This window comes from Haloarcula sp. CBA1129, from assembly GCF_008729015.1.
In the GTDB taxonomy this organism is placed as follows: Archaea; Halobacteriota; Halobacteria; order Halobacteriales; family Haloarculaceae; genus Haloarcula.
Map to the genome: position 1 here is coordinate 3,352,202 of NZ_RKSM01000001.1, position 24,224 is coordinate 3,376,425.

The 24,224-nt window shown below is 63.3% G+C and carries 27 protein-coding genes; 20 read left to right on the plus strand and 7 right to left on the minus strand.

Translation table 11 applies throughout. From position 1 onward, the window contains the following. Window positions 1-14 precede the first annotated feature (14 nt). Window positions 15-332: a 2Fe-2S iron-sulfur cluster-binding protein gene (locus tag Har1129_RS17075; RefSeq protein ID WP_151101927.1), complete on the plus strand. Its 318-nt coding sequence runs from the start codon at window positions 15-17 to the stop codon at window positions 330-332. 17 nt (window positions 333-349) lie between these two features. Here Har1129_RS17075 and Har1129_RS17080 read toward each other — a convergent pair whose 3' ends face one another. Further along, the gene (locus Har1129_RS17080; RefSeq protein ID WP_151101928.1) at window positions 350-574 is read right to left on the minus strand and encodes a hypothetical protein; all 225 of its coding nucleotides are present in this window, start codon (window positions 572-574) and stop codon (window positions 350-352) included. A 215-nt stretch (window positions 575-789) separates the two neighbouring features. Here Har1129_RS17080 and Har1129_RS17085 point away from each other — a divergent pair, with 215 nt between their 5' ends. Both Har1129_RS17085 and Har1129_RS17090 read left to right on the plus strand, forming a co-directional pair. Continuing rightward, window positions 790-1,122 (plus strand): hypothetical protein, encoded by a 333-nt coding sequence (locus Har1129_RS17085; protein WP_151101929.1) that lies wholly within the window; start codon window positions 790-792, stop codon window positions 1,120-1,122. 61 nt (window positions 1,123-1,183) lie between these two features. Beyond that, window positions 1,184-2,512: a M28 family peptidase gene (locus tag Har1129_RS17090; RefSeq protein WP_151101930.1), complete on the plus strand. Its 1,329-nt coding sequence runs from the start codon at window positions 1,184-1,186 to the stop codon at window positions 2,510-2,512. Window positions 2,513-2,983: 471 nt separating this feature from the next. On the opposite strand, the gene Har1129_RS17095 is transcribed toward Har1129_RS17090, so the two are convergent. After that, on the minus strand, window positions 2,984-3,670 hold the full coding sequence (locus Har1129_RS17095; protein WP_151101931.1) for a hypothetical protein: 687 nt from the start codon (window positions 3,668-3,670) through the stop codon (window positions 2,984-2,986). Window positions 3,671-3,765: 95 nt separating this feature from the next. Here Har1129_RS17095 and Har1129_RS17100 point away from each other — a divergent pair, with 95 nt between their 5' ends. The 4 genes from Har1129_RS17100 (at window position 3,766) to queC (ending at window position 6,124) form a co-directional block, all read left to right on the plus strand. Beyond that, complete coding sequence (locus tag Har1129_RS17100) at window positions 3,766-4,056, plus strand: hypothetical protein (RefSeq protein WP_151101932.1); 291 nt, start codon at window positions 3,766-3,768, stop codon at window positions 4,054-4,056. A 120-nt stretch (window positions 4,057-4,176) separates the two neighbouring features. Beyond that, window positions 4,177-4,626, plus strand: a complete 450-nt coding sequence (locus Har1129_RS17105) for a 6-pyruvoyl tetrahydropterin synthase family protein (protein ID WP_151101933.1) — start codon at window positions 4,177-4,179, stop codon at window positions 4,624-4,626. Further along, the gene (locus Har1129_RS17110; RefSeq protein WP_151101934.1) at window positions 4,626-5,408 is read left to right on the plus strand and encodes a 7-carboxy-7-deazaguanine synthase QueE; all 783 of its coding nucleotides are present in this window, start codon (window positions 4,626-4,628) and stop codon (window positions 5,406-5,408) included. Before Har1129_RS17105 ends, Har1129_RS17110 begins: the two co-directional genes overlap by 1 nt. A 17-nt stretch (window positions 5,409-5,425) precedes the next feature. Next, entirely contained in the window at window positions 5,426-6,124 is a 699-nt protein-coding gene (gene queC / locus Har1129_RS17115; protein WP_151101935.1) for a 7-cyano-7-deazaguanine synthase QueC, read from the plus strand. A gap of 30 nt (window positions 6,125-6,154) precedes the next feature. Here the strand turns inward: queC and Har1129_RS17120 are convergent, their stop codons facing one another. The 3 genes from Har1129_RS17120 to Har1129_RS17130 form a co-directional block, all read right to left on the minus strand. Next, window positions 6,155-6,538 carry a methylglyoxal synthase gene (locus Har1129_RS17120; protein WP_151101936.1) on the minus strand — a complete coding sequence of 128 codons (384 nt, stop codon included), beginning with the start codon at window positions 6,536-6,538 and terminating at the stop codon, window positions 6,155-6,157. A gap of 58 nt (window positions 6,539-6,596) precedes the next feature. Beyond that, a complete protein-coding gene (locus Har1129_RS17125; protein ID WP_151101937.1) occupies window positions 6,597-6,875 on the minus strand; it encodes a HalOD1 output domain-containing protein in 279 nt (92 codons plus the stop codon). A 223-nt stretch (window positions 6,876-7,098) separates the two neighbouring features. After that, the gene (locus Har1129_RS17130; protein WP_151101938.1) at window positions 7,099-7,758 is read right to left on the minus strand and encodes a helix-turn-helix domain-containing protein; all 660 of its coding nucleotides are present in this window, start codon (window positions 7,756-7,758) and stop codon (window positions 7,099-7,101) included. 300 nt (window positions 7,759-8,058) lie between these two features. On the opposite strand from Har1129_RS17130, the gene Har1129_RS17135 reads away from it, so the two are divergent. Next, the gene (locus Har1129_RS17135; protein ID WP_151101939.1) at window positions 8,059-9,915 is read left to right on the plus strand and encodes a type IV pilin N-terminal domain-containing protein; all 1,857 of its coding nucleotides are present in this window, start codon (window positions 8,059-8,061) and stop codon (window positions 9,913-9,915) included. Window positions 9,916-9,926: 11 nt separating this feature from the next. Here the strand turns inward: Har1129_RS17135 and Har1129_RS17140 are convergent, their stop codons facing one another. Beyond that, complete coding sequence (locus Har1129_RS17140; RefSeq protein ID WP_225307847.1) at window positions 9,927-10,454, minus strand: deoxyuridine 5'-triphosphate nucleotidohydrolase; 528 nt, start codon at window positions 10,452-10,454, stop codon at window positions 9,927-9,929. Window positions 10,455-10,553: 99 nt separating this feature from the next. Here Har1129_RS17140 and Har1129_RS17145 point away from each other — a divergent pair, with 99 nt between their 5' ends. The 8 genes from Har1129_RS17145 to Har1129_RS17180 all read left to right on the plus strand — a co-directional run bounded on the left by Har1129_RS17145 (window position 10,554) and on the right by Har1129_RS17180 (window position 16,931). Continuing rightward, entirely contained in the window at window positions 10,554-12,527 is a 1,974-nt protein-coding gene (locus tag Har1129_RS17145; RefSeq protein WP_151101940.1) for an aconitate hydratase, read from the plus strand. A 501-nt stretch (window positions 12,528-13,028) separates the two neighbouring features. Further along, a complete protein-coding gene (gene rimI, locus Har1129_RS17150; protein ID WP_151101941.1) occupies window positions 13,029-13,526 on the plus strand; it encodes a ribosomal protein S18-alanine N-acetyltransferase in 498 nt (165 codons plus the stop codon). An 87-nt stretch (window positions 13,527-13,613) separates the two neighbouring features. Beyond that, entirely contained in the window at window positions 13,614-14,051 is a 438-nt protein-coding gene (locus Har1129_RS17155; protein WP_151101942.1) for a DUF5810 domain-containing protein, read from the plus strand. A 23-nt stretch (window positions 14,052-14,074) separates the two neighbouring features. Beyond that, window positions 14,075-14,488: a DUF5809 family protein gene (locus tag Har1129_RS17160; protein ID WP_151101943.1), complete on the plus strand. Its 414-nt coding sequence runs from the start codon at window positions 14,075-14,077 to the stop codon at window positions 14,486-14,488. Continuing rightward, entirely contained in the window at window positions 14,488-14,901 is a 414-nt protein-coding gene (locus Har1129_RS17165; RefSeq protein ID WP_151101944.1) for a hypothetical protein, read from the plus strand. The genes Har1129_RS17160 and Har1129_RS17165 overlap by 1 nt, the downstream gene beginning before the upstream one ends. Further along, window positions 14,898-15,440 (plus strand): NUDIX hydrolase, encoded by a 543-nt coding sequence (locus Har1129_RS17170; RefSeq protein WP_151101945.1) that lies wholly within the window; start codon window positions 14,898-14,900, stop codon window positions 15,438-15,440. The genes Har1129_RS17165 and Har1129_RS17170 overlap by 4 nt, the downstream gene beginning before the upstream one ends. A 38-nt stretch (window positions 15,441-15,478) precedes the next feature. Beyond that, on the plus strand, window positions 15,479-15,865 hold the full coding sequence (locus Har1129_RS17175; RefSeq protein ID WP_151101946.1) for a rhodanese-like domain-containing protein: 387 nt from the start codon (window positions 15,479-15,481) through the stop codon (window positions 15,863-15,865). A gap of 280 nt (window positions 15,866-16,145) precedes the next feature. Beyond that, a complete protein-coding gene (locus tag Har1129_RS17180) occupies window positions 16,146-16,931 on the plus strand; it encodes a hypothetical protein (protein WP_151101947.1) in 786 nt (261 codons plus the stop codon). Between the two features lie 38 nt (window positions 16,932-16,969). Here Har1129_RS17180 and Har1129_RS17185 read toward each other — a convergent pair whose 3' ends face one another. Continuing rightward, complete coding sequence (locus Har1129_RS17185) at window positions 16,970-17,974, minus strand: phosphate uptake regulator PhoU (protein WP_151101948.1); 1,005 nt, start codon at window positions 17,972-17,974, stop codon at window positions 16,970-16,972. Between the two features lie 330 nt (window positions 17,975-18,304). On the opposite strand from Har1129_RS17185, the gene Har1129_RS17190 reads away from it, so the two are divergent. The 4 genes from Har1129_RS17190 to pstB are packed head-to-tail and all read left to right on the plus strand — an operon-like array spanning window position 18,305 to window position 24,222. Beyond that, a complete protein-coding gene (locus Har1129_RS17190; RefSeq protein ID WP_151101949.1) occupies window positions 18,305-19,456 on the plus strand; it encodes a PstS family phosphate ABC transporter substrate-binding protein in 1,152 nt (383 codons plus the stop codon). Between the two features lie 59 nt (window positions 19,457-19,515). Further along, the gene (gene pstC / locus Har1129_RS17195; RefSeq protein WP_151101950.1) at window positions 19,516-20,637 is read left to right on the plus strand and encodes a phosphate ABC transporter permease subunit PstC; all 1,122 of its coding nucleotides are present in this window, start codon (window positions 19,516-19,518) and stop codon (window positions 20,635-20,637) included. Then, window positions 20,634-23,288: a phosphate ABC transporter permease PstA gene (gene pstA / locus Har1129_RS21370; protein WP_151101951.1), complete on the plus strand. Its 2,655-nt coding sequence runs from the start codon at window positions 20,634-20,636 to the stop codon at window positions 23,286-23,288. Before pstC ends, pstA begins: the two co-directional genes overlap by 4 nt. After that, window positions 23,281-24,222 (plus strand): phosphate ABC transporter ATP-binding protein PstB, encoded by a 942-nt coding sequence (gene pstB, locus Har1129_RS17205; protein ID WP_151101952.1) that lies wholly within the window; start codon window positions 23,281-23,283, stop codon window positions 24,220-24,222. The genes pstA and pstB overlap by 8 nt, the downstream gene beginning before the upstream one ends. Window positions 24,223-24,224: the final 2 nt, after the last annotated feature.

Here is a 24,224-nt window from a genome sequence, read left to right on the forward strand (position 1 = left end):
GGACCGGACGGCCGATGACCGAAGTCCTGTTGGACTGGCGGGACAGCGACCGGACGGAGACGGTTTCGGTGCCGGACGGGGAGACGATACTCGACGCCGCCGAAGCCGCGGATATCGGGTTGCCGTTCGGCTGTCGAACCGGCGCGTGTGGGACCTGTACCGCTCGCTTGCTGTCCGGCGACGTGACCCATCGCCGTCCGCCGCGGGCACTCAAGGGCCGGCATCTGGAGGCGGGGTACGTACTGCTCTGTATCGCCGAACCGACGACCGACGCGCACCTCGCCGTCGGCGCGACGGTGCAGGCAGAACTGGTTCCGAACCCTTGGAAGTGACCAGCGCTCGACTCCGCTTAGCTCGACAGCGCCTGCTGGAGGATGTGCCCCAGAAACCCGATAGCCGGAACGACGAACACCGTCGCGTGGACCCACGCGTCGTATGTGATATCGCCGGGCTTGGTCAGGAGAAACAGGCCGTAGAGGACGAGCATCACGACGACCCACAGGGTAGTGATGACCAGAAACGGGACGGCGTCCCGGACCGGTTCAGCGACCGCTTTGCGCAGTGTGCCGGACATACTTTGACAGTCAGGCGGAAACGGCAAAAGCGTGTCCGCTATGGCCCGAACTCCGTCACCCATTCGGTGCCGTCGGTTTCGGCCTCAATAGCCGTTGGCACGTCTGCGACGGCGCTGGCGTCGACATCGCACGCAGAGACAACGGCGCAACGGACTGCTGGCCGGCCAGCTATCGGGAGCCGAGTTTATATGGCCATGCGGCCAACTGTCGGACTATGACCCTCCTCCCGGTCGTTGTCGCCCTGTTCGTGTCTCCGGCCGCCGCTGCGCTGGCGTACGCCGACGCCAGACGGCGCGATCTGTCTCAGCGGTACTGCACTGCCGCAGCCTCCGCCGTTGGCCTCGCCAGTTTCGGGGGGTTTCTCGCCGCGTCCCTCTTCGGTAGCGGACTCTTTTCGGCGTACTATCGCCTCTTGGACCGACCGGTCATAGCCGTCACGCCGCTTGACTTCCTCCTTTCCTTGCTCTACCTCGGCCTCAGTATCACTGTACTGGCTGTTCTGGGGTATGGAGTCGCTAGTCGGTACGGCCCGCTCACGTCGTCGTAACTGCTGCCGATTGCCGGCGGGCACCCCTAATTTCAAACCCGGCACGGCCTCACTGAGACGTATGGACGACACCGACTGGATCGGCGAAACGTTCACCAGCGCGGCCGGGTGGGACCACTTGGAGACACTGGTAGACATCGGGAATCGGATGGCGGGCAGCGACGGCGAACGGGCGGCCGCAGAAGCGACCCGAGACGCACTGGCGGCGTCCGCCCGCGACGCTCGGCTCTCCGAATTCGATATTCAGGGCTGGGAACGGGGGGCTAGCGCCGTCCACACTGACGGGGTCCCGGTCGCGACGCAGGCCCACGAGTGTATCGCCCTGCCGCGGTCGCCGGCCGGTTCGGTGACCGGCGAACTGGTCGATGTCGGTCACGGCCTCCCGGAAGACTTCGAGGACGGTGACTGTGAGGGGCAGATCGTGCTGGCTCGCTCGGATGTCCCAGACTGGTACGACCGATACATCCACCGACGGGAGAAGTATTACCACGCCGTCGAGGCCGGCGCAGTCGGATTCATCTACCGCAACCACGTCGAGGGCGTGCTGCCACCGACTGGCAGCGTTGGGACGGCGGACACTCCCATTGGCGAGATTCCCGCTCTCGGCGTCGCCAGCGAGACGGGTTCGCGACTGGCCCGTCGGTACGCGGGCGACGATATCACCGTCACCGTCGACTGCGAGACGCCAGAGGCGACGAGCCAGAACGTCCACGCCGAACTCGGACCCGACACTGACGAGCGGCTGCTGGTCACCAGTCACGTCGACGCACACGATATCGCGGAGGGAGCGATGGACAACGGGGCCGGCACTGCGATGGTCGTCGAGGTGGCCCGCGCGTTAGCCGGCCGCGAGGACGAACTGGAGACGCGCGTGGAGTTCGTCGCCTTCGGTGCCGAGGAAGTCGGCCTGATCGGCTCGAATCATGTGGCCGAGGAAACTGCCCTCGACGACGTAACGGCCGTGCTCAACTTCGACGGCGTCGTTCAGGGCCGCACGCTGAAGTGTTACACCCACGGTTTCGACGCGCTGGCGGCCGCTGCCGAGGACGTGGCTGATCGGCTTGACCACCCTATCTCGCTCACCCCGGAGCAAGGCCCCCACAGCGACCACTGGCCGTTCGTGCAGCGGGGCGTCCCCGGCTATCACGTGACCAGCGAGACCGGCGGCGAGGGACGTGGCTGGGGCCACACCCACGCCGATACGTTGGATAAACTGCAAGCCCGAACCTTCCGCGAGCAGGCCGTCATCCTGACCGAACTCGCCGTGACGCTGGCTGACGGCTCGGTAGCACCGACTCACAGAGACCCCGGGGAGATAGCCGATGCGCTCGAAGCACAGAATCTCGCCGAAGGGATGCGGATTACAGGTGACTGGCCCTTCGACGATTGACGCGAAACTGGGACTGCTATCGCCACATTTGTCTCGCGACACCGATAATAAAGAATTACCAGAACTCTAGTACTTTCGGCCCCCGCTGAGTTCCGGTGGCATAGTCGCTGAGCGCGGACTATAATGATTTACTCAGTATAGAAGTAACATATTCCGTAGGTTATTTACCATATGGGTACATGGAAATCGATGGCAGGTTGATTGGTCTACGTCCTGTAGCCCGTACGTGAACGCCATCACCGGCGTTCGCTGCCAAGCTCCCATGCTGTACCGGTCTCGCGGAGTCCGAGACCGAGTCGACGTGAGTAAACCATCCCTGCCGTCGTCAGTCAACACCAACACCAATACCTGACACAACGGCCGTCCACGTGCCAAGACGGCCGTCGTGTCCACTTTCGGACTATTCCTCTGAGGAACACCAACCGGTAGCGGGTACTGTAGAAAACGACTCCCAGCGGCGGGCCCGCTCTATCACTCGTATGCCTGCTTCACGTCAGCCTTCGCTGAGGGAATGACCTGCTTTTCAGCGTATCGCATCGACCGCAACGCCTCATCGGTGAACTCGACGTCGAGTGTCGGCAGTGCTCGTGCGAGACCGCCCAGTACCTCACCGGGGTCAATGGTGAGTTTGAAGGCGAAGGCGTTCTGGTCCTCTCGCAGTGGGACGGAGAACTCGAAATGTGTCTGGACGATCTCTGTCGCTCTTTCTTGATTGTATGCGTCGGTGACAGCCGTCCAGAAGTCGTCGCTGTCGGCGGCGACTAGCGGTGCGAGGTCGTCGCCGAACGACTGCTGGCGGGCCAACAGCCGGTCCCGAATCCGGTCCCGGCGGTCGCCACGGACGGTGTCGCGGAGTGCGTTCCAATAGAGATCACGGGCCAGTACTTCCGCAGCATAAGTGTCGAACGCCGCGTCAGTGGCGGCGTAATCCAGCACCGGCTCCAGCTGGGCGAGTATCTGCTGCCGGTAGGACTGGAGTTTCGGCCGAACCACGTGGCGTTCCAGCGGGCGGCTGTTGTTCAGGAGTTTGCCGGCAACACGGCTGCCGCTCCCGTTTGACCCGCGTAGCACGGCCGCTACATCGAACGCGGCGTACGTCTCGTCGACGAACTCGGAGAGGTAGCGCTCGAACTCCTGTTCGACGGCACGTCGTGTCACACCAGTCTCTGTGGACTGCAGTGACCTATCCCTTACGCCGATGACAGCCGGCGACAGAACACGAGTATTATGCTTGTACATATCTAACATTGTGTGTGCCCAGCGACCTGCCCAGTGATGTACACGCGGTTCTGACGCAACTCGTTGACGCGGGCGAAACAGCGGTCACTTCTGCGGAATTCGAAACGGCTCGACAGACAGTTTCGACGGCTGAGACGGTCAGTCGGAACAAACTCCCAGAGTGTGATCTGCGGGCACAGTTGCTACACGGCTGCGAGCAAGTCCACACCGCACTGAGCGACCACAACCCCGACGCGGCTGCCGAATACTTGCGCGCGATGAGCCGACGACTTGCGGCAGCTGACGACGAACCGCTATCCACGTGATTCTGTGCCCGCTGCTCGGTGCGCGCTGTTTTTCGGTCTGTTCACTCGACAGCCGTGGGACGGAGACACTGACCGGCAGGCTCCCGTGAGAGTTAAGACAGCCACCGATAATACCGAGATATGCCTCAACGACTATCAAAGGCCGAAGACGCGCTCGCCGACGCGGGTGAACGCGAACTCGTCGTCGGCGGCGACCGGCCGCTCCGCATCTCTGCGGGCCATCGATTGCTCCATCACGACGGGAAATGCTCGCGCCCGCACGGACACAACTACGAAATCACCGTCCGCGTCACCGGCGAACTCACAGATGAGGGGTGGGTCGTGGATAAGGGCGCGGTCACGGACGTAGTCGACGAGTGGGACCACCGCTTCCTGCTGGAGGCCGGCGACCCGCTTGTCGAGGCCTTCGACGCCAGCGGCGACGGCGACGCTGTGGTCGTCCTCGACCACCCACCGACAGCCGAAGTCATGGCCACGATACTGGAACAGCGCCTCGCCGACCGACTTCCGGAGACGGTGTCGGATGTGGCCGTCTCCGTCCGAGAGACCAGCGAACTCTGTATCCGCTGATGCCGGTCGCAAACGACGCACCCGGGGTCGATATCGAGGGGACTGACGCCGACGCAGAGACGGGTGACCTCCCGATTAACGAACTGTTCCAGTCGCTGCAAGGCGAGGGCCGACTGGCCGGTGTCCCGAGCGTGTTCGTCCGAACCAGCGGCTGTAATTTGCGGTGCTGGTTCTGTGATTCCTATCACACCTCGTGGGAACCGACTCACGACTGGTTCGATGTTGAGGACGTGCTGGCAGCTATCGAGGAGTACGATGCCGACCACGTCGTCCTTACCGGCGGCGAACCGCTCATTCACGACGCGAGCGCGGACCTGCTGGAGCGGCTGGCCGACCGGGACTATCACACGACGGTCGAGACCAACGGGACCGTCGTCCCCGACGCACCCATCGACCTCGCCAGCGTCAGCCCGAAACTGGCCTCCAGCACACCGACGGCCGACCGCGATCCCGACGGCGACGGTGAGTGGGCTGACCGCCACGAAGAGCGTCGACTCGACGTGCCGACACTCGCCGAACTCATCGAGCGCTACGACACGCAACTGAAGTTCGTTGTCACCGGACGCGAGGACATGGCCGAAATCGAGGGCCTCATCGAACAGCTCCGCGACGCCGCGTCCGTTCGCGTGCGTGACGACGACGTGTTACTGATGCCGGAAGGACAGACGCGCGACCAGCTCGAAGCGACCCGGGAGACCGTCGCGGATCTCGCACTGGAGTACGGCTACCGGTACACGCCGCGGCTCCACGTCGACCTCTGGAACGACGCACCGGGTACCTGACTGAGAAACGATAACAGATGACTGATGACACCCGCGCTGTCGTGCTCGCCTCCGGCGGCATGGACAGCGCCACGGCGGCCTACGAAGCACAGACCCGCGGGTACGACGACCTGTATCTCCTCCATACGAGCTACGGGCAAAACACCGAAGACCGGGAGTACGACTGCGCCAGCGCGCTGGCCGACCACGTCGACGCGGCGGACTTCCTCCACGTCGAGACCGGCCATCTCACCCAGATCGGCGCGTCGTCACTGACCGACGACGCGATGGACGTGGCAGACGCCGACACTGACAGCGACGAGATTCCGACCTCGTATGTCCCGTTCCGCAACGCGAATCTGCTGTCGATGGCGGTCTCCTACGCCGAGGCCAACGACTGCGGGGCCGTCTTCATCGGCGCACACAGCGAGGACTTCTCTGGGTATCCGGACTGCCGGCCCGCCTTCTTCGACGCCTTTCAGGGCGTCATCGACGCCGGCACGAAGCCCGAGACGGACATCGACCTCGTCGCGCCCTTCGTCGAGTGGTCAAAGACCGACATCGCCGAGCGCGGCGTCGAACTCGGCGTCCCCTACGAGGATACGTGGAGCTGTTACCGGGACGACGAGCCGGCCTGTGGGACGTGTGACGCCTGCGCCTTCCGGCTCGAAGCCTTCCAGCGCATCGGCGAGCGGGACCTCATCGAGTACGCGGAGCGACCGACGTACGCGGAGTAGGCTGCCCGCGAGCGGTTGCCTTCTGACGGGCTAGTCGTCGGCTGTGTCTTGAGCCAGCCCTTCGAGAACGTATTCCGCCGAGGTCCGGGTCGTTGCCAGCGGTACGTCGTGCACATCACAGATGCGCAGGAGCGCAGAGATGTCCGGCTCGTGGGGCTGTGCCGTCAGCGGGTCCCGAAGGAAGACGATACCGTCCATCCGGCCCTCGGCGACTTCCGCGCCGATCTGTGTGTCGCCGCCCATCGGCCCGCTCTCCTTGCGCTCGACCGTGAGCTCGGTCTCGGCCATGATGCGCTTGCTCGTCGTACCAGTTCCGACGAGATCGAACTCCGAGAGTGTTGCTTCGTAACTCTGTGCCAGATCTATCATCTCGGGTTTCTCGTCGTCGTGTGCGATGAGCGCGACGCGGGTCATACCGATGGCTCTCAGGCCACTGTCTTATGTCATTTGGACGGGGGCGTGTCAGCGCCGGTTACCCACCGACAGAAATCTCCCCATCAGCGGTTACTGTCACGTCGTGTCCTTCGACAGCGAACGTCAGCGACTCCGTCGTCCCCTCTCCGACGACCGCACGGAGTGACTCGCTGTCGACGTACGTATCCAGCCCGTCAATATCATCCGCATCCAGATCCGTCGCTTCAAGCACCGCATCGGCAATAACATCTTCCGCGGGTTCAGGGCTCACCCAGTCGTCGGACTCCTCCGTGGCCCGACTCCGCAGCATATACACAGTCCCCTCGTTCGAGCTCATACCCCAACGTACGCGCTCCGCTCTTATAACAGCGGACGAGCTGTTTCACTGTCTGAAGTAACCGGCGTGTCGACGACGACCCAGACGCGACGCCCACCCACGCTGTCGGCTTACATGACGAAAAACGCAGCTATTCGGCGACACCTAGCCCCTAGACCCACTACAGAGGGCCAGCGTCCCACCATCTTCGCTTTCCACGAACGGGGATCCGTTCTCAGTCCGATTACTCCGGCGGTGAGCCGACAAGCGGCCGTTCAGGGGCTGCCAGTGTGTTCTGGACCAGCGTTCGCGTCCCCCGGCGGAGCCGCTCCGAAGCGGCCTGACTGGAGATACCGAGCTCCGCAGCGAGGTCCGAGAGGGACGACTCCCGCGGAACGGTGAAGTACCCACGGTTGAGCGCGAGCAACAGCACTTCTTGCTGTGGATCTGTCACGCCGAACTGTGGAGAGGCCTCCGTGTCGTCAGTGATGGTCTGAATGTCGATGTTGATGTCACTGGACACGAGCACATCACGGAACGATAGCACCGAACTCTTCTCCGGGAACCGGGCTCGAAACACCCAGTCCTTGCCGGTCTGTGCGGCACCGAGCAGGAATCCGTCCGCGTTCAACAACGCTTCTCCGATCGTATCGATTGTCGTGTCAGTCGTATGCAGGGTGTACCAGTGACCATCTCCTTCTGCCGCTACGTGGGCATAATCGGTGATACTCTCGTCCTGGGCCAGATTCGCTTCGATGGCGGGCCGCTCGACAGGGCCAATCCAGGCGACGGCACGGCAGTCGCCACTCTCACAGTGAAGTCGCTGTATCCGTATCGCTGCTTTACTCAGCGTTTCAGCTGTTCGCTGCAAGAGGGGGGCATCGATGTGAAATTCTACTATCATGTCTCACTGTCACGCAGCAACGGTGATAAACCCCGGTCAGACAGTTGTCGTACCTGAAAACGGTGCTTGTGTAATTTCCGGGTACTGAAGGCTGACGGCAGTATGGACCGAGGTATAGTTGCTTCAAGCACCACTCGATAGCACTCAGGAAATCCACTTAAATTCCCAGCATGGCCTACCATGTCTCAAACACCAGCACCCTTTTGACTGGCAACAAGTATAATCACAGCATCCACTGTGCTACGCCTGCTGACACCCACACTCGACGGCCCCGTGCAGTACGCTCCCGTCTGAATCAACATGACTGACCTTTGCCGCGGTCAATCGGAGACAGTTGGTGTTGTGTTACTGACGGCTGTTATCGTCATCTCGGTCTCGGTACTGGGTGCTGGTATTCTTTCGTCCGGGGCACAATCCGTTGACAAGCCGCTGGTGGATCTCGACATAGACATTACAACGACTACGATCTCGGTTACACACGATGGCGGTGACACTGTCGACGGTACGTCACTCGACATTATCATCCGGAACGAAACTGCGAGCCAGCGCTATGAGTCCGCCGTCACCGGGCAGTTCAAACCGACTGATACCGTGACCCAGTCACATACTTACACCGGCACCGTGACGGTTCTTGTCGTGTACACCGACAGCAACACCGTCCTCGGCCGAGAGAGCCGAACGCTGTATACTGACACGGGGACGGATGCCGAGACGACGCCGGCCACAGAGACGGATACCGGCGAGACGCCGACCGCGGAGCCGCCGGCTATTGATTCGGCGACACTTCCCGGAACGCCGATAGACGACACCGAAGCCAACAGCAACGTCGAACGACCACTCACGCTGACCTTCGATGACGAGATGGACCAGACTGTTGCACCGACTATCGAGCTTGACGGCGTCACTGATAGCTCGGCGACTGTGGTGACTGCGGACGGGGGCTGGACAACGTCGACAACGTACGAAGTCCCGATTCGGTTCGCTGACAACGACGTGGACGAAACAGTCGACGTGGAGGTATCGGGAGCGACGGACACCGACGGAACCGAGATGTCGCCACAAACTGCGCTGTCGTTCCTCCTCGACAGTCGCTCGCCGGGCGACGTGAACGGTGTTGTCGTCGAGCCCGATGCCATCACTCGAGCGAATCAAGACGCTGTCGACGTGACTGTTACCGACCCGGATTCGCTGGACGGCGACGAGACGGCAATTGTTACGCTGGAAGACCAGACCGGGACGACAATAACACGGACAGCGGCCATCGACCCGTCGACCAGCGAAACGACGCTGACGTTCGATACGACCGCGCTCGCTGACGGAGCGGTCACACCAACGGCAGTCGTCGAGGACGACGTGGGCAACCGCGGCGACTCGGTCACGAACGACCAGACGCCGAAGGACACGACCGAACCGACCGTCGATTCGTTCACAGCGACAGAGGACGGGAGCCGGACGTTCACTGTTACGCTCGAAGCGACTGAACGAACCGCCATTCAAGCAAGTGACGTGACGCTTGATGTGTCCGGTCCGGGAACTGTCGAAAACACGGAGCAGCTGAACCTCGACAACAGCGGCTCGTCGTTCACCTATGAAATCAAGTACACGGTGAGTCAGCCCGGCGAGTACACTGTCACGCTATCAAAACTAGAAGACGCCTACGGCAACGACGGCGCGACCGGCCAAACCGAATCGGTCGCGCTTGGCGATGCTGCCGACTCTGTCAGTTATCGGGACGATGCTAGCACGTTCGGCAGCGACGGCTCCGGTGTCACGCTATCGGTCGAGAATACGGCCTCGACATCGGTCAGCGTCAGGAACGTCACTGTCAGTACGAACGCTGCGAGTGTGCTGTATGAGGGACAGTCTGGCAGTACCCGGACTGAGCATGAAATTCGTGTCGTCGGCTCGTCGACGGGGTTCTGGGACACGGACAAGGAACGCAATGCCGGGAAAGACGGCTATACCATCGGAGAGACAGCGACATTATCCGGCGCCGCAACCATCGCTGGCGATTCGACCGCTGAAGTCACGATGTACGAATTTATCGACTCTGGATCTGGTAACTCCGGCAAACCCGTCGATATGGCGGATAAAAACATCACCGTAACGCTGGGCTTCGCTGACGGAAGCGAACTGACGTTCACCGTGAGGCCGTAACCGTGGCGGTGTTACTGTAGATTCTCGCCCTGATACGAGCCTTCGTACGTCCCTTCGTGAGCGGCGTCGGCGAGCACGAGCTGTGCGATCCGCGCCCCCTGTTCGAGTTCTATCGGATGGTGGACCTCCAGTAGCCCCTCACCCCGCCCCTCGTAGCCGGCGTCCCAGACGGCTGTATCGAGCATACAGGAGTTACGGAGCAACGACGACCGCGGGAGGAGAAAGCCGATGTGTCCATCTGGAATGACGACTCGGTCGGCGTACTCGACGATGTAGCCGCCGCGGTCGAGGTGGTACATCCCGTCGCTGGGTTCGATCTCCTGTCGGTCGCCGACAGTCTTGCCGCCGCGTTCGATGCGCCCCGGTTCGACCTGCTCGTAGATCGCACCGAGCGTGAGGTCGACGCCGTTCGGTTGCACTTGTGACTCTCTCAGGTCGCCGAGTGCATCGGCGACGAACCGCCCACTTTTGAACATACGCGGTTCTGTGCGAGTGTCGTGGAAAGACCTGCCGGTCTGGCCGACCGCCGTTCCGGTCAGTTGACTCGCTTCTGAGTGACGGACGGAACGGATTTTTATATGAAAAATACGACGGAATACGCGGGATTTATACCGCCGCGCCATCCATTGACGCACGTTATGGGACAGACGCTTACGGAAAAAATTCTCGACGACCATCTCGTCGAAGGGGAGCTAACACCCGGAGAAGAGATCGGGATCGAGATCGATCAGGTGCTGACACAGGACACGACCGGGACGCTCGTCTGGCTGCAGTTCGAAGCGCTGGGCCTCGAAGAGGTCCAGACGGAACTGGCCGCCCAGTACTGTGACCACCAGACCTACCAGTTCGACTTCAAGAACACCGACGACCACCGCTTCCTCCGCTCGGCCGCAGGCACGTTCGGGGCCCACTTCTCGCGCCCCGGCAACGGTATCTGTCACAACGTCCACAAGGAGAACTTCGCCGCACCCGGCAAGACGATGCTCGGGTCCGACTCCCACACGCCGACCCCCGGCGGCCTCGGCGAACTCGCTATCGGGTCCGGTGGGCTCGACGTCGCCGTCGCGATGGGTGGCGGTGCCTACTACATCGAGATGCCGGAAGTCGTCAACGTCCGCCTCGAAGGCGAGCTGCCCGACTGGGCGACCGCCAAGGACGTCATCTTGGAGCTGCTCCGCCGGCTGTCGGTCAAGGGCGGCGTCGGCAAGGTGCTGGAATACACCGGTCCCGGCGTCGAGACGCTGACCGTCCCCGAGCGGACCACCATCACCAACATGGGGACCGAGCTCGGTGCGACGTCCTCTATCTTCCCGACGGACGAGCAGACCGAGGACTACCTCGAACGCCTCGGCCGCGAGGACGTATTCGAGGACATCGGCCCCGACGAGGACGCCGAGTACGCCGACGAGATCGTCGTCGACCTCTCGGACCTCGAACCGCTCATCGCCGAGCCGTCGATGCCTGACAACGTCGTGCCCGTCTCCGAGGTCGAGGGCGTCGACGTCGAGCAGGTCATGATCGGCTCCTGTACGAACGGTGCCTACGAGGACATCCTCCCGTCCGCGAAGATGCTGGAGGGTCGCAACATCGACAAGAAGACCGAGATGATCGTCGCGCCCGGCTCCAAGCAGGCCTCCGAGATGCTGGCCCGCGAGGGCTGGACCGCGGAGATGATGGCCGCTGGCGTCAACTTCTCCGAGGCGACGTGTGGTGCCTGTATCGGCATCGGCCACGTGCCCGCTTCCGACTCCGTCTCGCTGCGGACGTTCAACCGCAACTTCGAGGGTCGCTCCGGCATCGAGGACGACAACGTCTATCTGTGCTCGCCGGAAGTCGCCACCGCGGCGGCCATCAAGGGCGAGATCGTCGACCCACGGGACCTCGCCGACGAACTCGGCGACCTCGAGGCCCCCGGTCTGGAGATGCCCGACCAGTACATCGGCAACTCCGAATCGGACCTCATCGCGCCGGACAACGCCGTTGACGACGAACTCATCAAGGGCCCGAACATCGGCGACGTGCCGCTGAAGGACCCGCTGGAGACGGAAGTCGGTGGTGAAGCCCTCCTGAAGATGGAGGACAACATCACGACGGACCACATCATCCCGGCCACACAGGACATCCTGATGTACCGGTCGAACGTCCCGAAGCTCTCCGAGTTCACGCTCTCGCGCGTCGACGACACGTTCGCGGAGCGCGCACTCGAAGCCGACGGCGGCGTCCTCGTCGCTGGCGAGAACTACGGCCAGGGCTCCTCGCGTGAACACGCGGCCCTGTGCCCGATGTACCTGGGAATCGAGACCGTCCTTGCACAGAGCTTCGCCCGCATCCACAAGGCGAACCTGTTCAACTTCGGTATCGTCCCACTCACCATCGACGAAGAGACTTACGAGAAGATCGAGGAAGGCGACGACATCGAGATCGTCGACGACGCAGCCGAAGCCGTCCGCTCCGGTCAGGAGGAGTTCACCATCCGCGTGAACGACGACTGGGAAGCGACCGGCAAGCTCGACGCCTCCGAGCGTGAACGCGAGATCCTCGCCGCCGGTGGCAAGCTCTCGCACACGAAACAGCAGCACGACGACAGCGGCGCTGCACCTGCAGACGACTAACGCGAGTCTGCGCGGAGCGAAGACTCCCGATTCGTGCGAACGGCGCGAAGCGCGGTGAGACACGCGCGGTCACGCACAACCGCAATTTTTCGGAACGTGAAATCACGTCCGGACCGTGTCTGTCTCAGTGTACGCGGCGTCGATGCCGTACAACGGTCAAACAAACCAGATGGCAGCAGCCAAAGCCCGTCCTGCAACGGTCAGGCCCTTCTGTGATTGATCTCGCTTCCCCGGCGTGTGCAGTCGGCTCTGACAGCACTGACTTCTAGGCCAGTCGGTAGCGACGGAAAGACTTGGAAAGAGGGGTGGGGGTGGGGGTGGTGGCACCCAAAACGGGTGCACCTGCAACTAGACTCGTCAGGCTAAAGAACTTTCCGGCGTTCCGGCTCTGCCTCAGTCGTATCGATGCATGAATTATCAGAACCTATCGACAAACAGCCAGAACGCGGGGCGTCTTCGGTCGGCGGTAACACATATGTAGGTCCGCATCGAAATACACACGTGACAACGGTCGCTCCTGACGGACCGGAGACGCCGGATACGCCAGCGGTCCGGCGCGCCGTCCGCGCGGACCTCATCGAGGTCCACCGCATCGAGCAGGCGTCGTTTCCACAGCCGTGGCCGTTTTCGGCGCTGGAGAGCTATCTCGACGAAGCGGGGTTTCTCGTCGCCGAGACTGGCAATGACGACGACGACCCGCCCGCCGTCGCGGGCTATGTCATCGCGGATACAGTCCCGAACCACGGCACGCCGCTCGGTCACATCAAGGACCTCGCGGTCCGGCCGGCGTACCGACGACAGGGCGTCGCAAGCGCGCTGTTACAGCGGGCGATGGAAGTCATCGGCCAGACTGGGGCAGGGTCAATAAAGCTGGAGGTCCGGGCCGACAACGACGGGGCACGACAGCTCTATCGGCGCTTCGGGTTCGAGCACCGCAAGACCATCCCGAACTACTACAGCAACGGCGAGGACGCGCTCGTGATGGTTCGCTTGCTGTAAGTGAGCGCCGCTGGTCGCTAGCAGTACGCTTTCTGGGCCCGAGACCCCGACTACATATACGGCTCCGCATCCACGGTTCGCACACCGATGGGATACGCCTGTCCAGTGTGTGACGACCCGCAAGCCGACGACGTGCATCTGGCGAACCACCTCGCGTTCACGGCGATGACCGGCGGCGACGACCACGAGGAGTGGCTCGACGAGCGCGTCCCCGACTGGGGTCAACTCGGAGAAGACGAACTGTCCACCGAGGTCGTCGAGTACGCCGCGGAGACGGAGTTCCCGCAGGTGTTCGAGGACACCGTCGACCGAAGCGGCGACGGGCACAGCCACGACCACGGCCACGATCTCCCGCAGGGTGCGGACCGCCACCGTGGATCGAACGCGCTCAGCGACCACGACAGCGAGGTACTGGCCGAGGCTCGGGATCTGACGCGAGAGATGTTGCGCGATAGCGACGCCGACGCTGCTGACGCTGACACGTCAGAGTCCGACGCTGGCGAGAGCGGAGACGAAACCGAATAGTCCCGCCGGCGGTAAGGTGACGTATGGACACTGAGGGGCAGTTCGCGCCGGCATCGGCAGCCGAGGCCCGCGAGCGCTACGGCGCGCTCGGGTCGACAGCGCAGGTTGTCGTCAAGGAAGTCGCGAAAGCGATGGGTCTCGACGCGGAGGCCTACGAGGAGCGAGTCACCAGCGAGGTGGTCGAGACCGCCCGCGACGTGCTGTTCGCGGAATCACTCGCGGTGCAGGTCGGCTCGATGGCGGAGTTCGAAGCGTGGCGCGAGGACACCGACTGTGAGGTGACGCTGGTCGGCGCGAAGAACGTGGATAACGTCGTCTGGCACGCTGCACCCTTTGCAGAGCAGGCCGTCGCAGCGACGTTTCAGGACAAACGCCGAGCGGCAGTCGGCACGCTCCGCCGGCAGGCCTTCGGCAGTATCTACCGCGAGGTCGTCTGATGCGCCCGGTCACACGGAACACTCTGCTCGGTATCATCGCCGTCGTTGTGCTGTTGCTAGCGCTGGGGGCGCTGCCGGGCCTCCTCAAGAGCGGCGACCCTTACTACACTGTCGCCACACCAGCCGATGGCGAGTACAGCGTCGACAACGGCACGGCGATCAACTGGAGTACGCAGTCGGAGCGACGCTTCCCGTACACGAGCGCGGCGCTGGCTGACGCATCCCCGTCGGCGGTCGGGCAGTCAGAGCCGTACTGGCGCGGCCCGCTCGGATTCAAAGGTGCGTTCACCCACTCGCCGTTCGACGAGCGAGACGCGCTCAGCCAGCAGTACGACGGGGCTGTGACCGATGACGGCGTCGTCGTCAGGCACAACGGCACGTTTTACCACGTCGCGGTCCGACAGGACGTATGACCCGCGAACCGGCCCACGAGTGGCCCATCGTCGAGAGCGAACGCGAGTACGAAACCGGCTGGTACACCGGCGGCTACGACCGGGTCCGCCAGCCTGACGGCTCGGAGAAGGACTACTACTGGGCTGAACTGCCCGATGCGGCCGTCGTGGTTGCGACGACCGGTGACGAACTCGTCATGGTCGACCAGTACCGCCCGACCATCCGCGAGCAATGTCTCGAACTCCCCGCCGGCATCGTCGAGGACAACGAGTCCTACACGACCGCCGGGGCGCGTGAACTCCGTGAGGAGACCGGGTTCGAGGCCGCCGGCGTCTCGCTCATCGAGGAGTTCTCCTGTTCGACCGGCGTGCTTCGGCACCGCCGCGGCATCGTCTTCGCCGAGGGACTGGAACCGGTCGACCGGGAACTTGACGACAATGAGTTCCTCTCCGTGACGACGGTGCCCATCGACGAGGCGCTACAGGTCGCCCGCCGCGAGCCGGCCAACGACGCGACCATCGAGGGCATCCTGCTGGCACAGGCCGACGGCTTGCTGTAGCCGGTGAAGGTTTAGGTATCGGCCGCTAGCGGCTGGACATGGACGACGAAATCGACGCCGACGAGCTACGGTCGAAACTCGACGAGGAGACGGTCCGGATAGTCGACATCCGCTCGCCGGGCGCGTACGAGCGAGGACATATCCCCGGAAGCGAGAACGTCCCGTTCCCGTCGCTCGTCGACGAAGTCGAACGGTTCGAAGGCGACGATGAAGTTGTGACAGTGTGTCCGAAAGGAAAGTCCAGCGTGCAGGCCGCCCGGCTCATCGCGTCGTATGAAGGCTTTGATGGCGACGTGGTAAGCTTCGAACCCGGGCTAAACGGCTGGGACGGGCCGCTGGAGCGTGCAAACGCTGACGGGGAGACGCCGGCAGACACTGCGGCCGCTGACGGAGACACTGACGAAGGCCCTGCTGCACCGTTTTAGCTGCTGTTTGGAGTGAAATGGTGGCTCAGGAAAAGTCCATCGTCACAAGGGGCTCAGCGGGGGTAACATCTCGTCATCGCCACCATCGGGTCGTACTTCCCCCCTCGGGAAAAGTGCATCCGTTGGCGACGAGGTGAGGGGAGCGGTCTGACAGCACCTGTAGTTGTACACTGTTGCTACTCGTCTCGTACTGGAGTGCCCACTGACGGTAGCAGTATAACCGTCTATATATCGAACATATAAAATACCTATATGGCGACAGCTGACGGTTCGGCCGAGTGTGTCCGACACTGAGACGAGCCAGCCGCGAATCGAGCAGGCACTCGCTGTCGTTCAGCGAGAGATCGACTGTGTCGAGGCCGAACTGACGGCCTTCAGGCGCTTTCGAACCAATCTCGCGTCTATTGAGCCGACAGGACAACCCGCAGGTACCGTCGACACCGCAGCGGGTGGGATGTCGGCGCTCAGTACCCGGCAGCCGAAACCCGATACCAGCCTGCGTGCTGTTCGGGAAGCCTACCGGGAGACGGTCATGGCTGTGCCACACTACGAAGCCGAGTACGACGACACGCTGGAAGCGAACATGTCGATGGAGTTCGGCCCGGAACTCGGCACGCAGATCGCCACGGGAACGCGTCTGACTCCGCGGTTGTACGACGCACTGCTGACCACAAGCGAGGGGGCACACGACGAACGTGAGACGTTGCTCCCGGCGCTTGAACGCGAACGGGAGTCGTTACAGTCGGTGCGAGCAACGCTTGACGACTGTGAACGTCGCGGGGCCGCACTCGGTGCGAACGCACGCCGTACGACTGATCCAGTCCGTCTCGACACCATCGACGACCAGCTCGCTGAAATCGAAGCTGACTGCGAGACGACGGCAGCGACCCGCCAGCAACAGCTTCACAGTCGGTCGGCTGCCGCCCTATCGGGTCTCGACGGAACGAGCCTCGTCCAGTACCTCTACGACGGCTGTTCGGTGACGTGTCCGGCGCTTGCCGATATCGTAGCCTGCCTCGACACGATCAGGCGACACCGCTGTCACTGTCTGGTGTCGACGAGCTGAGGTCGGCGGGACGACTGTCTATCGTTCTGTTCCTGTTGTCAGGACTGCGGTCGCGGTGCGGCTTTCTGGAGCGCGCTTTCGGCGATGTTGCCGCCGTAGTCGGCTGTCCGGGACAGGGAGTCGACGATGAGCCCCAGTACCTGTGCGCTCTGTGGGTCGAACTCGCGGATCTGGCCGTCGACTTCGCGGGCGGTCCCATCGACATCGGGGATCTGGCTCCGGGCCTCGTTTGCCAGTTCGACGGCCTCGTCGGAGTCCTCGGTCAACAGGGCGTCCATCGCGGTTTCGGGGACGGCGATCGCTTCGGCTTCCAGTTGATCAAGAAGATTGGCAGTTTCGCCGGTGATCTCCCCGATTTCCTGAGAGAGGCTGGCGATCTTGGTCGCGTGATCGGCGATACGCTCTAGCTGGCGGGCGCTGGACTGGAAATCGAACACGGTCTCGCGTGGGAAACCGATCTCGTCGGCTGTCGTCGGATTGCGGAGGACGGTGCGGAACACACGCGAAACCATGTACCAGAGGCGGTCCACGTCGTCGTCACGTTGCATCACGTCCGCCGCGAGGTCGTCGTCGTCCTCGATGAGCGCCTCGACAGCATCAGAGAGCATCGTCAACGAGACCAGCCGCATACGCGTGATGGCGTTGTGGACCGACAGCTCCGACGAGTCGAGCAGGTCCTGTAGGACGACCCGGTCGGTCGTTTCCTCGATCATCTCTAGACCGACCAGTCCCTGTGTCGCATCGCGGATGATACGGCGCTGCTCGGCCGTAATGCGAGAGGCTTCGAGCTGGATGATGTCGAAACCACTGACGTACATCGTCATGACCGCCCGCGTGAGTTCGTGCCTGTTTTCGAGCCCTTCAACGTCGAGACTCCCTTCCACGCGGCCGTTCTCTCGTTGCGGAGCGAGCAACAGCAGGTCCCGTTCAGCGTGGAACTCGACGACGCTGCCCGCGCTCACGTCGTTTTCTGTCGCCCACTCTTTGGGTAGGGAGACGGTGTATGTCGACCCGCCTGTCACCTGGACCTTGCGTGTCTCCATGTGGCTGGCACTCGTTCACGGGATGATATAAATCCACTCATATCTATATACTATACATGAGCTCTACTATTTGGGGACATATTTTGCGGATAAACGTCGCCCCTGCGACGATATTCGCCGGTATAAGTGATTGAAACGGCTGAAAAAGATATACCCGACCAGTCAGTGATATCCAGCGTGTTCGAGCCTTTAACGGCCCAATACGACGAATAAGACGATATATTCCTACCTATTTGTTGGTGTTTCACACACTATGTCTATATAGCAATAGTCTAATATCTATAGGTATCTTAGCAGGTTACTTATTAGCTGTCTCGCTGGACTCTGGTGATGGCGCACGATTCCAACGGGCTGTCAGACCGCGTATCGCGGCGGACATTCATCGCAACGACGGGCGCAACCGGTCTCGCTGCAATCGCCGGGTGTTCCAGCGGCAGCGGCGACTCCGAGGCGGACGGGACCTCCGGCAAGAGTGCGGACACCGAGGCGGCGTCGGCGGAGATGGAAGCGACCGAGCAGACGGACGAGGGCAGTAGCTCCGGCGGCACCGGCGCGCTCGAATCCGGCGGTTCCTCGACAGTGTACCCCATCGCCAACACCGCGGCCTCGTACTGGAACGCTAACCGCCCGGCCAGCGACACCGAGTACTGGCCACACGGCGAGTACGACATCGATACGGACCAGAACCTCGCGGACTACTGGGGCGGTCTGTACGGGTTCGAGGCCGGTGGCGAGGACGGCCCGCCGTTCCAGTTCACCGTTGGCCTCTCCCACTCCGGGACCGGCGTCGAGAAGGTGATGAACGGCCAGAACGATATCGGCAACTCCTCCGGGAACGTCGAGGACGAACTTCCGGACCGCGACTCCTACGAGCAGTTCGTCGACCACGTCGTCGGCGTCGACGGCCAGCCGCTCGTCGTCTCCCAAGAGATCGCCGACGCCGATGTCGAACAGGTTACCGGTGACCAACTCAAGGGTCTCTACAAGGGCGAAATCACCAACTGGAGCGAACTCGGCGGCCCGGACCGCGAGATTCAGGTCCTCGGCCGCGTCAAGGGCTCCGGGACGCGAACCTCCTTCGTCTCCAACGTCTTTGGCAACCCCGAAGAAGATACCTCCGTCGCGAACCGCTACGGCCAGAACCAGCGCCTCGCACAGGCCATCGCACAGGCCGACAACGCCATCAGCTACCTCGCGCTGGCGTTTATCGACACCGACGGGCTGGCCCCTGTCGGCCTGGAGTGGGAAGGAACGACCTACAGCTACCAGGACGACCAGAACGGCCTGGACTCGAAGGCGTACCCGCTGTCGCGCGACCTCCACATGTATACGTGGGAAGGCACCTCGATGAAGGAAGCCGCAGTCATCAACATGATCCTGTCCGACTTCGGCCAGGACACCTTCGTCGCGCCGAACAACTACTTCAAGCTCGGCGCTCGCCGCCGCGAGGAAGAGCGCGCCAAGCTCCCCGAGCAGGTGTAATCGACCGCAGCTGCGAATCGCTGAACGACTGTCGACCGTGTCGGTCGATTTTCCATACTATGACAGAGGACATACCTACGACGGAGGGCGAGGCAGTGTCGAGCGGGGACAGAGTCGACGGGTCGACGCTCGCCGTCGGCGCGATAGCGACAACGCTGGTGGCGACGATTCTCGTCTTCCTGTTCCGGCCGGCTCTGGCGTTGCCGATGTTGCTCGCGTTCGTGTTCGTCACGGCGGTCGGCTTGGTTACATATCAGGCCGAAGTCGCGCGTTTGCTCACGCTGGTCGCGACGGTGCTGACAGTGCTGACGGTCGCGTTCATCACGTTCTTCCTGTTCGTGAGCGCACTGCCGGCGTTTCTCGAACACGGGACCGGACTGCTGTTGATACCGGCGCAAAACGGGGGCCCTCGCTGGTTCTTCTGGCTTGAATCCGTCCTGCCGTCGGATTCGACGTACTGGAATCCGCTCAGTGGGGCCTACTCGCTGATACCGATGATCTGGGCGACGGTCGTCGTTACCGTCATCGCGGGCGCAGTGGCTGGTCCGCTGGGTCTGTTCGGTGCGCTGTTCATCGCCGAAGTCGCCAGCGACCGCCTGCGGGAACTCATCAAGCCCGGTGTCGAGATTCTGGCCGGTATCCCCTCTATTGTCTACGGCTTCATCGGCTTTCAGGTGTTGAACGGCTTCATCCAGACGAACTTCCTCGACGACGGGGCGAGCTTCCTCATCGCCGGAATCGTCGTGGGCGTGATGGCGCTGCCGACGGTCGTCTCCGTCGGCGAAGACGCACTCTCCAGCGTGCCCCGGTCGATGGGTGACGGCTCCGTCGCCATGGGTGCGACCGAGTGGCAGACGATGAAAAGCATCTCCATTCCGGCGGCGTTCTCGGGCATCTCCGCGGCCGTCATCCTCGGCTTGGGCCGGGCCATCGGCGAGACGATGGCCGTCGCCGCCATCATGGCCTCGGGGACGCAGTTCGCCGACCCGCTGTTCGACGTCTTCGACGCCAACGCGACGCTGACCAGCCTGATTGCGACCCAGTACGGAAGCGCTTCGGAGAGCACCGTCGACGTGCTGTTCGTCGCCGGCGTCATGCTGTTCGTCATCGTCGCCGGGATGAGCATCGTTTCGCAGTACATCGAGCGACGAATGCAGCGGAAACTGAAGGGGCAACAATGAGTGACGCGTACACGACGGCGGATCGGCTCGTCAGTGCAGACTCGAACGTCTACGACCGGGGCCTCGATGCGGCAATCGCGCTCAGCGTCATCGGGTTCACGCTCGGTCTGGTCACGCTCGTCAATCTGGTCCCGCCCAGTGCCAGCGGTGACCCCCTCACCACGGCTCTGGGAACGCTGCTGGCTGTCGTCGTCGGGGCGGTCGGAGTCACCGGTCTCGCCTCCTACACCAACGTCGTTCCGGTCACCTCACAGCGGGTGCGCGGCATCGGCCTCGGCCTCGTCGTTTCGACGGTCGCGCTGACTGTTCTCGCGGTTGCCCTTCCGGTGACGATGGCGACGCTGCTGGGAACCGTGTTGCTGGTCGAGGCGCTGGCGCTCACCGGTGCCGGTGTCACCTCCCGGCTCGAACTCGTGGACACGGAACCGAACATGAGCGCCGGGCTGCTCTCCGGCGGCGCGCTCGGCGTACTCGGCCTCGCTATCGGTGCCGCTGTCGGGGGTGCCCTCGCCGGCTTTGGCTCGCTCCTGTGGCTCGTCGGTGCTGTCGTCGCCGGTGTCGGGCTGTTCCTGCTTGCGATTCTCCCCCGTGAAGACCTCGGCTCGACGCTCCCGACGGCAATCGTCGTCGGCGCGCTCGGACTCGTAATCGTGACCGGGACCATCGGCGTCGGCTGGCAGTGGAGCCCGAAGGCCCTCTCCGGTGGGTTCACCGGCGGTGCAGTCATCCCCGTGTTCCTCCTCGTTGGGACGCTCCTGTCAGCGTGGTCGGCCGCGAAGTGCCGGGCCGGGTTCGGTGCCCGGGGCCGCGAGTACGGGGCCTTCCTCGTCATCAACCTCAACGCCTTCCTGATGGTGGCCGTGATGGCGACCATCGTCGTGTTCGTGACGATGAAAGGCGTCAGCTACGCCCTCCACGGCCTCTCGGTCGGCGCACTGACCGCACTGGTCCTCCTGACGCCGGTGCTCGCTGCGGCTGTCCAGTTCGCTCGCACCCCCGCGGGCACGAGCGACTGGAACACCGGCGCTCGACAGCTGTTCCGGGTCCTTCCGCTGGCGGCGGTCGGCGCTCTCGCCGCGATGTTTACGAGCGTGCTCGTCACCGGGTCCCCGCTGCGCTACGCCTACGAATACACTGTCCAAGTCAACCGACAGGGACAGGCGCTTGCCACGGCAATCGCGGTCACGCCCGACACGACAGTCGGGACACTGTTGCTCATCGCGCCGGCGCTGGCCCTCGCGGTCACGTTCTTCCGCTCGTTCGGCTCGCTGCGAAATGTCGGGTCACAGTCCGAGCGCACCGGCTCGATCCGACAGGCCGTTCCGACGGGGGTCCTCACGCTCGTCGTCCTCATCGGCTTCTTCCTCGTTCTCGGCCCCGCCCCGTTCGGCTTGCCCCTCGGCGGGACGCTCGGCCTCACTGCGGTCGTCCTCGGTTCGGTCGCTGCTGGCGCACTTGCTGCCCTCCCGCTCGTCGGCGTACTCACAGGTGACGGGCCGACGCTGGCGGACAGCGCACAACGCGAGGCCCCGCTGGTCACGCTGGGGATGTTCGGCGGACTCGGGCTGTTGCTGACCGCGCTGTTGCTTCAGCCCGTCGCCGGCGTCAATCCACAGGTCGGCCCGGTGAATCTCGTGCCGGCGGTCGCGTTTGCGGCCGCCATCGCATCACTCGCACTGGCGACACTCACGACCGTCGCAAAGCGGTCCAGCGAGGCGACGATTACCCGCCGGCTGCTGACCGAGGAGACGCGCCTCGGCCTCGTTGGTGCGGCCGGCTTCACCGCGCTGGTCGGCCTGCACGTCGCCGCGACCGGCGTCTCGTTCAGGGTTCTGGGCGTCACCGTCGCGAACGAGGGAAGCCTCTCGTGGCCGATGGTGATGCAGGCCTACATCCCGCTCGGGGCCGAACCCGGCGGGATCATGCCCGCAATCGTCGGCACGGTGTGGCTGGTCGTCGGCGCGACGCTGTTCGCCGTCCCGCTGGGGGTCGGTGCGGCGGTGTTCCTCACCGAGTACGCCGAGCAGGGCCGGTTCACCGCGCTCGTCGAGATCGCGACGAACGCGCTCTGGAGCACACCGAGCATCGTCTTCGGCCTGTTCGGGGCGGCGTTCCTGATTCCCCGACTGGGCGGCGACGAGTCACTGTTGGCCGGAATGTTGGTGCTTGGCTTCATGCTCCTGCCACTGGTGCTCATCACATCGCGGGAGTCTATCAAGGCTGTTCCCGACGAATACCGGGACGCCAGTGCGGCCTTGGGCGTGACCCAGTGGGAGACGATCAAGAGCGTCGTTCTGCCGGCGGCGATGCCGGGCGTCATCACTGGCGTCATCCTCGGTGTGGGCCGCATCGCCGGCGAGACCGCCCCGCTCATTCTCGTGCTCGGGTCGACGCTGAACGCGACGACGGCCGTCGATGTCATCGATGGCTTCCGCTTCGTCTCGGGCCCGCCGTTCGTCGTCAACGACGCCCTGCTGACGGCCTCGGCGTCGCTGCCGACGCAGGTGTGGGCCGTCATCGCGGCCGGGGTGTCGGGGTCCCCTGAGATGGGGTGGGCAACGGCGTTCATCCTGCTGATGGTCGTGCTGACGTTCTATGCGGTCGGTATCACGGCGCGGACGTACTTCCGGAGGAAACTCAACTATGAGTGATAGCATCAACACAGAGACGAGCACGGACACGCAAACGAACAGCAATCGGACAGTCGAAACCGCCTCGCCGAGTACCGAGACGACGGCCGGCGAGAGCGACGAGCAGGTCCGCGAGGCGTGGCGACAGTACGACTTCGAGGGCGAAGCGAAGCTCTCCGTCGAGAACCTCGACGTCTGGTACGGCGACGACCACGCGCTGCAAGACGTCTCGATGGCGATTCCCGAAAACAGCGTCACGGCGCTCATCGGCCCGTCGGGGTGTGGCAAGTCGACGTATCTGCGGTGTCTGAACCGCATGAACGACCGCATCAAGGCCGCTCGCATCGACGGCTCGGTCGAACTGGAAGGCACCGAAATCTACGACCCCAACGCCAACCTCGTCGAACTGCGCAAGCGCATCGGGATGGTGTTCCAGTCGCCGAACCCGTTCCCGAAATCTATCCGGGAGAATATCTCGTATGGCCCCCGCAAGCATGGCGACATCAACAAGGGCCTGCTCGCACGCCTGTTCGGCCGCGACGATACGGAGAAGGAGGGCGACCTCGTGGAGCGGTCGCTGAAACAGGCGGCGCTGTGGGACGAGGTGAGCGACCGCCTCGACGACAACGCGCTCGGCCTCTCGGGCGGGCAACAACAGCGGCTCTGTATCGCGCGCTGTCTCGCAGTCGACCCCGAGGTCATCCTGATGGACGAACCGGCGTCGGCGCTCGACCCAATCGCGACCTCGAAAATCGAAGATCTCGTCGAGGAACTGTCGAAGGACTACACCGTCGTCATCGTCACTCACAACATGCAACAGGCCGCCCGCATCTCCGACCAGACCGCCGTCTTCCTCACCGGCGGCGAACTCGTCGAGTACGACGACACGGACAAGATCTTCGAGAACCCCGAGAGCCAGCGTGTCGAGGACTACATCACCGGTAAGTTCGGGTGACC